General features: G+C 43.8%; 11 protein-coding genes. 7 read left to right on the forward strand and 4 right to left on the reverse strand.

What is annotated here, in order from left to right:
• The coding region (locus JWQ85_RS07230; RefSeq protein ID WP_367186189.1) for a DEAD/DEAH box helicase at positions 1-1,294 on the reverse strand (1,294 nt) is incomplete at its 3' end.
• A gap of 144 nt (positions 1,295-1,438) precedes the next feature.
• Between JWQ85_RS07230 and JWQ85_RS07235 the strand changes: the two genes are divergently transcribed.
• The 5 genes from JWQ85_RS07235 (at position 1,439) to JWQ85_RS07255 (ending at position 6,952) form a co-directional block, all read left to right on the forward strand.
• Positions 1,439-2,602, forward strand: coding sequence for a glycoside hydrolase family 172 protein (locus JWQ85_RS07235; protein WP_299466149.1), 1,164 nt, complete (start codon positions 1,439-1,441; stop codon positions 2,600-2,602).
• A 4-nt stretch (positions 2,603-2,606) separates the two neighbouring features.
• Positions 2,607-3,479 (forward strand): fumarylacetoacetate hydrolase family protein, encoded by an 873-nt coding sequence (locus JWQ85_RS07240; RefSeq protein WP_299466152.1) that lies wholly within the window; start codon positions 2,607-2,609, stop codon positions 3,477-3,479.
• Positions 3,463-4,704 carry a DUF6786 family protein gene (locus JWQ85_RS07245; RefSeq protein ID WP_299466154.1) on the forward strand — a complete coding sequence of 414 codons (1,242 nt, stop codon included), beginning with the start codon at positions 3,463-3,465 and terminating at the stop codon, positions 4,702-4,704. Before JWQ85_RS07240 ends, JWQ85_RS07245 begins: the two co-directional genes overlap by 17 nt.
• A gap of 46 nt (positions 4,705-4,750) precedes the next feature.
• A complete protein-coding gene (gene fucP, locus JWQ85_RS07250) occupies positions 4,751-6,028 on the forward strand; it encodes an L-fucose:H+ symporter permease (protein WP_299466156.1) in 1,278 nt (425 codons plus the stop codon).
• 135 nt (positions 6,029-6,163) lie between these two features.
• Positions 6,164-6,952, forward strand: coding sequence for an SDR family oxidoreductase (locus tag JWQ85_RS07255; RefSeq protein ID WP_299466158.1), 789 nt, complete (start codon positions 6,164-6,166; stop codon positions 6,950-6,952).
• Between the two features lies 1 nt (position 6,953).
• On the opposite strand, the gene JWQ85_RS07260 is transcribed toward JWQ85_RS07255, so the two are convergent.
• Genes JWQ85_RS07260 through JWQ85_RS07270 form a run of 3 tightly spaced genes read right to left on the reverse strand, consistent with a single transcriptional unit; the run spans position 6,954 to position 10,883 of the window.
• Positions 6,954-7,628: an arylesterase gene (locus JWQ85_RS07260; protein ID WP_299466161.1), complete on the reverse strand. Its 675-nt coding sequence runs from the start codon at positions 7,626-7,628 to the stop codon at positions 6,954-6,956.
• 5 nt (positions 7,629-7,633) lie between these two features.
• The gene (locus JWQ85_RS07265; protein WP_299466164.1) at positions 7,634-10,216 is read right to left on the reverse strand and encodes an FtsX-like permease family protein; all 2,583 of its coding nucleotides are present in this window, start codon (positions 10,214-10,216) and stop codon (positions 7,634-7,636) included.
• A complete protein-coding gene (locus JWQ85_RS07270; RefSeq protein ID WP_299466167.1) occupies positions 10,194-10,883 on the reverse strand; it encodes an ABC transporter ATP-binding protein in 690 nt (229 codons plus the stop codon). Before JWQ85_RS07270 ends, JWQ85_RS07265 begins: the two co-directional genes overlap by 23 nt.
• A gap of 146 nt (positions 10,884-11,029) precedes the next feature.
• Between JWQ85_RS07270 and JWQ85_RS07275 the strand changes: the two genes are divergently transcribed.
• On the forward strand, positions 11,030-11,734 hold the full coding sequence (locus JWQ85_RS07275) for an NUDIX domain-containing protein (protein ID WP_299466170.1): 705 nt from the start codon (positions 11,030-11,032) through the stop codon (positions 11,732-11,734).
• Between the two features lie 242 nt (positions 11,735-11,976).
• Positions 11,977-13,199, forward strand: a 1,223-nt coding sequence (locus JWQ85_RS07280; protein WP_299466172.1) for an IgGFc-binding protein, incomplete at its 3' end; no start/stop codon positions are given.

A 13,199-nucleotide genomic window follows, 5' to 3' on the forward strand; every position in this document is an offset into this window, starting at 1 on the left:
TGTTCATTTTGGCTTTGGTGCCCGAACTGTAATTGTAGGTTTTTGAATTTTCCGGTTTTTTCTCGTGGAAAGCTTCGCCGGGTACATATTGGTTAGGATCTGGCTTAACAACCTTCTTTACCTTTTCGCTTTCTTTCTGCTTGCGGTCTTTCTCAATCACCAGCTCTTCAGGTAAATCTGCCTTTTGCATTTTTTGGCCGGTAGCCTGTTCTATTTTGCGTACCTGGTCAAGCTCAAGGTCGGTAGCAAAGGTTAAAGCTAAGGTTTCATCTTCCGCATCAACATCGTGGTTTTCAATATGCTTTATGTAGATCTCTTTCTCTGCCGGCAAATCAAGATGGATAATGAAAGGGATACCCGTTACATCAATATCCTCCGTGCCTTCATTGGCAACTATCACTACACGTAAGCTGCTATCCGCTTTAAATTCGCTGATATCCTTCACCTTGTTATACTCAAAAGATAGAGGGTTTATAGAGGTCACCGCATTACGCAGGCGATTATGTAAGCTCTTGTAAATAGTTTCGGCAGTAAGGCGGGTGTTGGCAAAAACTACCGTTTTGGTAAACAGCTCCTCATCGTATAAGAACAAGTTAAGCAGGTTTAGCTTGGTGCCAAAGTTGGGTACATGATATAGCATCTGCGGGTGAACGGGTAATTGTTCCTCGGGCATTTCCTCAACTTCTATAGTTGCGGGCAGCTGCATAAACGGCGCTATCATCTTTTCAAGCTTATCGTGCATTACCTCGGTAAATACCAAATGCTGGGCTTTACCAATGCTGTTAGCCAATTCTACCACAGGGAGTTGCAAGCCTTTCTTAATGATAAGCTGCGCATCGTCTACAGCAAAAAAATCGACTTTATTTAGGTTGAGGCCAAGCTTTAGGTATATGGCACGTGCCCTGTCGGGTGTAGCCACTACAATGTCAGAACCATCGGCAAGGTCATCCATTTGCTGCTCGGCAGTAGTGCCGGCATGCAGGCTAACAATACGGATAGATTTATTGCGGTTTAACCTGTCAAACTGCGCAAGTAGCTCAAATACTTTCTCCTGGTCGGGTGCTAATATCAAAGCCTTAGGTACGCCATCGGCACTATGCTTAAAACGATTTAAAGTAGCCAAAACCAAAACTGTGGTTTTACCACAGCCCTCGGGGCCAATAGCAATAACATCTTGCCCGCCAATAATGCGGTTAAGCGTTTTTAGCTGTAATTCTTTCGGATTGTCAAATCCTGCATCGTTTACCGATTTTATTAATTGCTTATTCAGCTTAAATTTCTCTGCCCACACCATTTAAAAAATATAAAGAGCGCAAAGATACCAAAACCATCCCGCTTTTAAGAAACCCGGGCGATAACCGGTATTGTGTCGCATACTTGTTATGTTATTGTAATTAGATATTTACTACTTTTAGTCGTTAAACCTATAATAAAACTTATGAAAAAACTTTTCTTATTAGCCGGGGTGCTTGGCATCCTTAGCGTATCTGTGCACGCGCAACAAAAGTTTAATGGCCTCGATGCAAACATGGGCAACATTTATCGTACCTCCGATGCTATCAGCCGGTCTATCAGCCCCGAAAATTTTAACGGTGAAAAAGGCAAAGGTGGTATGGCCACAACAGGTACAGGCGCGGCTGCGTCCCGCGACCTGGGCCAAACCTGGAAAGTAAGCCCAAGCGTTATTATCAAAAAACATACAACCTACACCGTTGCCGAAATAAACGGCGAAGGTGCTATACAACATATCTGGATGACACCTACCGGGAACTGGCGCAACTCTATTATCCGTTTTTATTGGGATGATGAAACCACACCCTCGGTTGAGTCGCCGGTTGGCGATTTCTTTTGCATGGGCTGGGGCAAGTATGCGCCGGTTACATCGTTGGCTGTTGTGGTAAACCCGGGCAGCGCCTTTAACTGTTACTGGCCAATGCCGTTCCGTAAAAAATGCCGTATCACTATGGAAAACATCGATAATGAGGATATGGTACTGTACTACCAGGTAGATTATACGCTGACTAAAGTGCCCGATGATGCGGCATATTTTCATGCCCAGTTCAGGAGGATAAACCCGCTGCCCTACAAAAAAGACTATGTTTTGGTAGATAGCATTCAGGGGAAAGGCCAGTATGTGGGCACTTACATGGCATATGGCTCAAACAAAAACGGCTGGTGGGGCGAAGGCGAGATCAAATTTTTTATGGATGGCGATACCAAGTTCCCCACCATTATAGGTACCGGTACAGAAGATTATTTCTGCGGATCGTATGATTTTGATACCCGCAAAAAACGCCCTGATGGTAGTGAGGGTACAGAATATACAGAATTTAGCGGCCCCTACACCGGTTTGCCGCAGGTAATACGCGGCGACGGCCATTATAACGTTGCACAACGCTTTGGTATGTATCGCTGGCATATTGCCGACCCAATACGTTTTGAGAAAAATCTTAAAGTTACTATACAGGCTTTAGGCTGGCGCAGCGGTGGCAGGTATATGCCTTTACAGGATGATATTGCTTCGGTGGTTTTCTGGTACCAGACCGGCCAGCACGGGCCGTTCCCAAAACTGCCATCAAAAGATGAACTGGAAGTGAATTAAAGCTATGAAGTTATATAAAACCATAAACGGCATCCTGCTGGAGCATGAGAGCGATTTTTATGTGATAGACGGGCATTGGGATGCGCTTGTTAACAGGGATGGCTTAGAGGGCTATTTGCGCGGCTTGCTGGGCAAAGTCAAAAAGGTTAGTACCGAGGATGAAACCATCTGGTTAAGCGCAGGCAGCATATTGCCGCCAATAGGTGGGCAGGAGGTTTGGGCGGCTGGTGTTACCTATCTTAAAAGCCGCGATGCAAGGATGGAGGAATCTGAAACCGCTGCCAGCTTATACGATATGGTGTACGATGCCGAGCGCCCCGAATTATTCTTTAAGTCGGTAGCTTCGAGGGTATCGGGCCATTTAAAGGAAGTATATATCCGAAAGGATTCTACCTGGGATGTACCCGAGCCGGAGCTTACCCTGTTTGTAAATTCGAACGGAAATATACAGGGTTATACCATAGGGAATGATATGAGCTCGCGCAGTATTGAGGGTGAAAATGCCCTGTATCTGCCGCAGGCGAAGATCTATGAAAAAAGTGCCGCCCTTGGACCATGCCTGTATGTGAGTGAAACGCCTATCCCTATAGAGTCGGCCATAAAAATGACCATCAGCAGAGATGGTAAGGAGGCATTTAAAGATGAAACAACAGTATCGCGAATAAAACGCTCGTTTACTGAATTGACCGGTTATTTATTTGCCGAGATCGATTTCCCGCAGGGCTGTTTCCTGATGACGGGTACCTGCCTGGTACCACCGCCAACATTTACCTTACAGGAGGGGGATGTGGTAGAAATAAGTATTGATAACATTGGCACCATGATAAATACGATCACCATAAACCCAAAACATAAAATTAATGATGAAGCAATTTAAAAGTTTGTTGTTCGTGTTTCCGGTTATGGTTATTTGTTCTTGCGGGCAAAATGCTAAAAAGGAACAAACGGTTACCGCGGATACTGTTCAATATGCCAAAGGTACCTTTGGTTACGACCTTGATTTTTTAAAAAAGAGGAGTAGAATTATTGTTTTGAAAAGCAGTGACGGTAAAGCGCAGGTCATTGTATCGTATAAATACCAGGCAAAAGTGTTCACCTCGACGGCAAACGGCAACCAGGGCCGAAGCTTTGGCTGGGTTAACTATAAAGCCTTTGAAGCCAAACCCGATGAGCACATGAGCGCTTATGGAGGTGAAGATCGCCTCTGGCTTGGCCCTGAGGGTGGTAAGTTCTCGCTTTTTTTTAAGCCGGGCACCAAAATGGAGTTTGCCAACTGGCATACACCATTTGCTGTTGATAACGAAAGCTGGAACTTGATATCACAAAACGACAACGAAGTTGCCATGAACAAAACCACCGAAATGGTCAACTACGCTAACACAGTTTTAGCAATAAAGCTGGAACGCAATGTGAAGATCCTACAAAGCGCGGATATTAATAAAATGCTTGGTACAACAGTTGGCGATAAGGTAAGCTCGGTTGCATTTAGTACAAGCAACACCATCATCAACAACGGCAATAAAGCCTGGGATAAAACAACGGGCGCGCCATGTTTATGGAATTTGGATATGTTTTCGCCGTCAGAAAAAACGGTGATAGTGGTGCCTTACCACGAAAACGCCACGGGCAAAGTTGCCACTACCGATTATTTTGGCCAGATCCCGCCTGATAGGGTTAAATACGGCAAAGGCATACTGTTTTTTAAAGCCGACGGTAAAAGCCGCGGTAAACTGGGTGTGCCGCCAAACCGTGCCAAAACCATGGCCGGTAGCTACGACCCGGAGCATAAGGTATTAACCATAACCCTTTATGATGTAGACAGTAAAGCCACTTACCTTAACCAGGAATGGAGAACCGATAAGCCACCCTTTGTTGGTGATGCCGTAAACGCTTATAATGATGGGCCGCTGGCTACCGGCGGGCAAATGGGGCCTTTTTACGAGATAGAGAGTGTATCGCCCGCGGCGTTTTTAAAGCCTGGCGAAAAGCTGACACATAACCACAGTGTGTTCCATTTTACGGGTGATGAGGCCCAATTGAACAGTATCGCACTAAAAACGCTTGGAATTTCATTGAAGGATATACAAGCTGCGTTTAAATAATTTATATTGGCCCACCGTTTTTCCTGAATAAATTTAAACCTGTATAATGCCAAAAGACAAAAGTTTAGTTGCCGTAGCGCTTATCACATCCCTGTTTTTTATCTGGGGTTTTGCACTTAATCTTAACCCTATACTGATACCGCACCTTAAAAAGGCTTGCCAGTTATCAGATTTTCAATCGTCGCTGATAGATTCAGCATCCTATATCGCCTACTTCCTGCTGCCTATACCTGCGGCGCAATTCATGAAAAGGTATGGCTATAAAGGGGGCATCATATTCGGCTTGCTATTATTCTCGATAGGTGCAATGTTATTTTACCCGGCTGCCGCTGTACGTAATTACGCGTTCTTTTTAGGAGCGTTGTTCGTAGTTTTCTCGGGCATGGCATTTTTAGAAACCGCGGCCAACCCGCTTATAACCTTAATTGGCGACCCCAAGGGCTCTGCCATACGTATTAATCTCGCACAATCTTTCAATGGTTTCGCGGCGGTATCTGCAACTTTCCTTGGTGGGAAGTATATCCTTTCGGGTAAAACTTTAAGCGAGGCCGATACCAAATCAATGTCGCCAGAGCAATTAAATTCATATTTAAACCACGAAGCATCTGCTGTGCAAATTCCATTTGTTGTGATAAGTATTGTGGTTTTTTTGGTAGCCATAATGGTGTGGCGAACTACATTCCCTAAAATTAAAGAGGAAACTCATATAGAGAAAGAAGAAGGGCGCAGGCCTTTAAGTGTACGGATACTTGAATTAACAAAAGATAAACACCTCATGTCTGGTGTGTTAGCAGAGTTTTTTTATGTTGGTGCGCAGGCCTGTGTAAGCAGTTTCTTTATTCGCTTTAGCGAACGGGTTGCAGGCTTTGCAGAAAAACCGGCTTCTCTTAATTTATCTATTGCCTTTGGGTTATTTATGGCCGGCAGGTTTATTGGCACCTTACTAATGCGGTTCTTTAATCCGGTTAAACTGCTGGTTACTTACGCTGTTATAAATATTATCTTAATTACTGCTGCGGTTAATCTGCAGGGTGCCATCGCGGTTTATACCTTAATGGCGGTATGGTTCTTTATGTCTATCATGTTCCCAACCATTTTCTCGTTAAGCATCCGCGATCTGGGTTCTAAAACAAAGCTTGGGTCATCATTGGTGATAATGGGTATTGTTGGCGGTGCGGTACTGCCACCTATAATGGGCCGTATCTCTGATGCATCTAATATTCAGGTATCCTATTTAGTGCCGGGTGTTTGTTTTATAGGGATACTTTGGTTTGCCGTTAAAAACTTAAAGGTTAAGAAGGTAGAAATGGTGGCGGGACATTAATGAATTAAATCGATCTGTCATTTCGAACGAGGTACGAGGAGAAATCTTGTTCATTGTGCAATGTTCGCCACCTATCATATGAACAGGATTTCTCACTATCGTTCGAAATGACATTCTATTTTAATAATAAGTGAAATGGATTTAAATCTAAAAAACAAGGTAATTATTGTAACAGGTGGTGCTAAGGGCATAGGCGAGGGTATTGTTAACGCGCTTGCCGCCGAAGGTGCCATCCCGGTAATTATTGGCAGGAGCCGGGAGGATAATTTAAAAGTTGTTGATGCTATTATCGCCAAGGGCGGACAAAGCGGGCAGGTTGTGGCCGAACTAACCAAGCCCGAAGAATGTGAACAAGCCGTTAAAGCGATTATAAAGCAATACGGCCGGATAGATGGCCTGGTGAATAATGCCGGGGTAAACGATGGCGTGGGCTTAGAAAATGGCAATTACGACGATTTTATAGCATCGCTGCACAAAAACATGGTGCATTATTATCTGATAGCGCATTATGCATTACCACAATTAAAAGAATCAAAAGGGGCGATACTGAATATCACCTCTAAAACCGCCGAAACAGGGCAGGGGAATACATCCGGATATGCTGCTTCAAACGGTGGGCGCAACGCCTTAACCCGCGAATGGGCGGTCGAATTATTAAAATATGGCATCCGTGTTAACGCCGTTGTAGTTGCCGAGTGCTGGACACCGCTTTATGAGAACTGGATAAATACCCTTGCCGATCCTATTGCGAAGCGTAAGGAGATCGAAGCCAAAATACCGCTTGGCCAGCGTATGACCACCACCGCAGAGATAGCTAATACCGTTGTGTTCTTGTTATCAGATCGGTCCAGCCATACCACCAGGCAAATTATTTATGTTGATGGTGGTTATGTGCATCTGGATAGGGCACTGGCAAATGCATAATTTACAATAAGCCTTTCAACTCTTGCCATACATTGTTAGCCAGTATCTTAGCACCTTCGGCAGTAGGATGGATGCCATCCTTTTGATTTAAAGCGCGTACACCACCCACACCCTGCAATAAAAATGGCACTAAGGTCATGTTGTTTTTGGCGGCCAGTTTTGGGAATATGTCTTTAAAATCGCTTACATAATCAGCGCCCATGTTTGGTGGTACCTGCATGCCCAGCATTACCAGCTTGGCGTTTGGATATTTTGCTTTAACATGGTCAATTATGGTTTGCAGGTTTTGTTCAGTTTCTTTTACCGGGATACCGCGCAGGCCATCGTTTGCGCCAAGTTCCAGTACAAAAATATCTATATGCTGTTTCAGCAGCCAGTCTATACGACTTTTGCCACCGGCAGATGTTTCGCCGCTTAGGCCACCATTAATGATGGTATATGGCAGCTTTGCCGAGTCTATCTTGGTTTGCAATACGCTGGGGTATGATTCTGACGCGTCATCCAAACCATAACCCGCGGTTAGGCTATCGCCAAAAACTAAAATATTTTTATTTGCTGTAGAAGCCTCTTTTGTCTCCGCTTTCTCCGATGTATCATTCGATGTTGGCTGGCTGCCGCAACCGGCAACGGTTATGGTGAGTGCAAGTGCAGTAATTATTCTGAGTTTGTTAAGCATATTATTTATGAGTTCGACCGCAGTATCTCCAGCGGTGGTTTGTTTAAAACGCCCCTGCTGTTTAGCAGGCCAATTATAACTGTTAACGAGGTAATAGTGAAAAAGATTACCATAACCGGTAAAAAATTAACCGCGTAAGGCATATCAAAGGTGTATTTGGCCAGCAACCAACTGGAGCCGATGGCAATAACAATACCTGTAAGGGCCGATAGAGCCCCCAGGAACAGGTATTCTAAAGCGGTTATGGCAAAGATCTGTTTACGGCTGCCACCCAGGGTTCGTAATAAAACGCTTTCCTGTATGCGCTGGTATTTGCTGATGCGTACCGACGATATCAACACGATAACACCCGTAATGATACTAAAACCGCTCATAAACTTAATAACATAACCAATTTTGCCTAATAATTCGTCCAGTACGTTTAGTATTAGCCCCAGATCAATAATAGATACATTGGGGAACTGCTTTACTACCGCCTGCTGGTATTTTGCCGAAACTGTATTAGATGGCACATGCGTTAACAGCACATGGATCTGCGGTGCATCTTCCAAAACCCCGGTAGGGAACACTACCTGGAAATTGGTTGATATTTTGTTCCAGTTTACCTTACGGATGCTACTGATATAGGCCTGCATCATTACCCCCTGTACATTAAATACCAGTTTGTCGCCAACTTTGGCATTAATGCGGTTGGCAAAACGTTCCTCGGCAGATACGGGGATGTCTTTACCGGGCTCGGCCCTGCCTGTCCAGGTGCCGCTTGTTACCCTTTCTGACGGGGTAAGCGAATCGCGGTAGGTAACCCGGTATTCATACGTAAAAGCACGTTGTGATATATGCAGGGCTGTATCTTTTTTGGCATCAGCAGCGGTTTTGCCGTTCACTTTTTCTAACCGCATGGTAATGATGGGCACTTGCGAAAGCACCGGCAGACCTTGTTTGCGGGTAAGATCGGCAACGGCTTTTTGCTGGGCGGTTTGTATATCAAACAATATCATGTTCGATTGATTATCGCCGGCTGATAGCGTTACCTGGCTAATAAGTAACTGCTGGATCAGGAATAGCGTAGCAATAAATGCCGTGCTTAAGCCGATAGAAACAGTGAGGATGATAGTTTGATTATTTGGCCGGTATAAGTTGGCAAAACCTTGCCGCCAGATGTAACTCCATGAGCTCATAACCAGTAACCTTGTAAACCTGATCAACAACCAGGCAATGGCGGTAAGAATAAGAAATGCGACCATTATCCCTATGGTAAAAAAGCCTGCCGCCATCCAATCGCCTATTTGCAGGTAAGCAAATGATGTGATAAATAATAAAACCAGCAGATAAACCAACCAGCGAAATGGGTCGCGGATGGTGGTGGTATCATCAACAGAAAGCCTTAAAGTGTTTAGCGGCGATATATTGCGGATAGATATTAGCGGAAGCAGCGCGAATAATATGGATATAATAAGCCCCAATAAAATGCCTTGCCAAATAGCCATCCATGATATATTTACGGATATGGTTATCGGCAGGAAATCTTCCAGTACTAAGGGTAGCAGATGCTGTATGCCTGTGCCTAATATAGCCCCCGCTACCGAACCAATAAGGCCGATGCCGGTTATCTGTATCAAATAAATTAAAAATGCTTCTGAGGCTTTTACACCCATGCAGCGCATAATAGCTATAGATTGTATTTTTTCGCGGATGTAAATATTTATAGCACTTGCCACACCCACACAACCCAACAGTAAGGCAATAAACCCTACTAAGGATAAGAACCTCGACAAGTCTGCAAATGAGCGGCTTGTGCCTTCCTTTTTGCCTTCAACGGTATCGTAATTAAAACCTGCTTTGTCCAGCGTGGGGTCCAGGCCTTTTACCAGCTTGGCTATATTGGTTTTGTTGCCGTATTTATAATAATAGCTATAATTGATGCGGCTGCCTGTGGTTATCAACCCGGTTTTATCCAGGTATTGCATGGGGATATACACAGTAGGTGCAATGCTTGCCGAGATCCCCGTTTGCCCCGGGGCCTTGTTTAATACCCCTGCTATCGCGAAAGTTTCCTGTCCAACTTTTATAGAGTCGTTAACTTTGGCATTAAATTGCAGCATCAGGGTTTTATCAACCAAAGCATACTTGCCTTTCTTAAAACCGCGGCCGGCTTGTACGGGTATAGTTTCCAGGTCGCCATAGTAAGGGAAGTTACCTTGCAGCGCCTTTACTTGCACCAGCCTTGTGTTTTGGCTTTTTGTAAAGTACACCATAGACGGAAAACTACGTTCCTGCGAGCGATCATCGCCCAGGTTATTAAGCAGTTTTTGCAATTTGGCATCCGGCTGTTTGTTACCGCTAATGGTAAGGTCGGCACCAATTAAGGTAGCGGCCTGGTTGTTAACATCATTTTGAATATTGTACCTGAACGAGTAGATAGCTACCAGTGCGCCAATACCAAATACGATAGACGAGATAAACAACAACAGCCTGCCGCGGTTGCGGCGACTATCTCGCAGGGCCATTCTAAACAGCCAGGCAACGTTTATTTTTCTTTTAAAATTTACGGTATCCATTGGCGCGTTATTCATTACCGGTTTTATCATCAGCAACCAATTTGCCGCCTTTTATTCTTATAATACGATGGGTTTTGGCAGCCAGTTCCAGATCATGCGTTACCAAAACAAGGGTGGTGCCTGCCTCGCGGTTAAGGTCGAATATCAGCTTTACAACTTTCTCGCTTGTTTCAGCATCTAAATTCCCGGTTGGTTCATCGGCAAATAATATTTTTGGCGAATTGGAAAATGCCCTTGCCAATGATACCCGCTGCTGCTCGCCGCCTGATAGCTGTGCAGGGTAGTGGTGGCTGCGGTCGGCCAGGCCAACTTTGTCGAGCAGGTCTAAAGAGCGGGCTTTAATATTTTTCTCGCCACGAAGCTCTAACGGAACCATCACATTCTCTAAGGCCGTTAAGGTAGGCAGTAATTGAAAGTTCTGGAATATGAAACCAACGTATTGGTTACGTACCTGCGCGCGTTTATCTTCGCTTAAATTGCTTAGGCTGATGCCATTCAGCTCAACAATACCGGCAGTTGCACTGTCAAGACCGGCACAAAGGCCAAGCAAGGTAGTTTTACCGCTGCCCGATGGGCCGACGATAGCATTTGTAGAGCCTTCGCTGATGTTGAAATTTATATTATCTAAAACAGTTAAAAGGCGGCCGGCGCTTTTATAAGTTTTGTTTAGGTTTGATATGTTTAAAATGGTTTCCAAATTTTAATTATTTTATTGTAATAAAGTAAATATCAAAGAATTATTAATAAGGATATGTTATTATATGTTTACTTACAAAAGCATTACATAACGCAGCTGTTTTTAAAATGCCGAATATTTTCTACACTTGTAAATAAACTATACCTATGCATGGATATCCCGGGCAACATCGAATTTTAGTTGCTGTAGATTGTATCATATTTGGATTTGATGGCTGGAACATCAAATTGTTACTGGTAGAACGCAGTTTAAAACCAGAAAGTGGAAAATGGAGCCTGATGGGTGGGTTCATTAATCCATCAGAAAGCCCCGAGGATGCTGCAAACCGCGTGCTGGAAGAACGCACCGGATTGAAGAATGTGTACATGGAGCAATTTCGTGTGTTTGGCAAACCAGACCGCGACCCGGTGGAGCGTACATTATCTGTGGCTTACTTCGCACTGATAGATATTCAGCAATACGAAACGCAGATAACCACAGAAAACCATCCCGTTTGGTATTTGCTTGATGAAATGCCCGAGATGGTATTTGATCATGCCGAAATGGTGAAGCTGGCCAAAAAGCAGTTACGTTATAAAGCCGCCCTGCATCCTATATTATTTCAGCTACTGCCCGGGCGTTTTACTATACCACAGCTACAGGCCTTGTATGAAGGGGTTTACCAAACCGAGTTTGATGACCGTAACTTCAGCCGTAAGCTGCTTTCAACAGGTTTGCTGGTAAAACTGGCTGAAAAGGATAAGCAATCATCCAAAAAAGGCGCGTTTTATTATCGGTTAGATCAATCAAATTATGAAAAGAACTTTGAAAAATTCCTGAACCTGGTGCCTAACCCCGATAAATTCTTTTAAACCATAAGTCTCATCCCCATTTTTAGCACACAACACGCAGATATATTTAGGTTTACAATTAAACTACTTACATTTAATGTACGCTTTTGCATCTACATTGGCAGGGTAAATTATAACCAGTTATTAAGTTGAATAGGGTGAGGGCTTTACGTGTTGTAATAACATTTATATTAGTTTGTTGCAGTTATTTAGGTTTTGCCCAGGGCACATCAAGCCAGGGCAAGGAATTTTGGACTGCCTATATGTCGCATATAGAAGATAACGGACCAAGCCAAATGAGCCTTTACATTACGGCGGATGAAAATACTACGGTAACATTAGAGGTAGCAGATGGTAGTTTTGCTCCGCTAACCCAAAATGTTATTGCCAAACAAGTAACAATTATAGATGTTCCAAAAAGTGCTTTCCTGAAAGATCCCGGCTTATCGCCAACGGCAAAAGGCTTGCATATCACATCTGAAAAAAAGATAGCGGTTTACGCGCATATTTATTCGCAAAGTGTATCCGGCGCTACACTTTTACTGCCGGTTGCTGTTTTGGGTAAAACTTATTATTCTCTTAATTACACCCAGGATTCAAACGCGCCTGGAAGGGCATTTTCAACCTTTATGGTGATAGCAACCGAGGATAATACTACTGTTGAGATCACGCCATCGCAACTATTGCTTGACGGAAAAGCAGCCGGACAAGCCTTCTCGATCCCTTTAAAGAAAGGAGAGGTTTACCAGGGTATGTCACTTAGTGATCTCACAAATACCAAGATCAAAAGTGTTAGCACCGTAAACGGCGAATGCAAGAAAATAGCTGTTTTTTCTGGCAGTACAAAAATTGGTATAGGTTGTTATGACGCACAGCATTTTACATCAGATAATCTTTTTCAGCAGGTTTATCCAACTACAGCTTGGGGTAAAAATTATTTAACGGTGCCACTAAAAGGCAGAGATTACGATATATACAGGGTTTTTTGCAGTGAACCTAATACTTTGCTTACTATAAATGGTGCAGTGATCCCACAGGCAAGTATCCGGAATAATGTTTACGAGTTCTCTTCACAGGTTACAAACAATATTACTGCAGATAAACCTATACAGGTGATACAATACGCGGTTACCCAAGGCAAGGTATTAGGCAATGGTTGCCAGTTTGATGAACGCGATGTGGGTGATCCCGAAATGATATATCTTAACCCGCTCGAACAAACGCTTGATCATGTTACCCTGTATTCTTCCATTTTTAATGCAATTAGCTATCATTATATTAATGTGGTTATCAGGGCCGATAAAGCTTCTACTTTTAAGCTTGATGGTGCGCCATACACAAGCTTTGTGGCTATCCTTAATAACCAGGCTTATTCTTACGCACAAATACCTGTAAGCGCGGGTACACATTTTATTAGTGCCGATGGTGGCTTTAACGCGATAGCCTATGGTTTTGGTCAAAATGAATCGTACGGTTACTCGGCCGG

It is taken from the genome of Mucilaginibacter sp. (assembly GCF_028288105.1).
In the GTDB taxonomy this organism is placed as follows: domain Bacteria; phylum Bacteroidota; class Bacteroidia; order Sphingobacteriales; family Sphingobacteriaceae; genus Mucilaginibacter.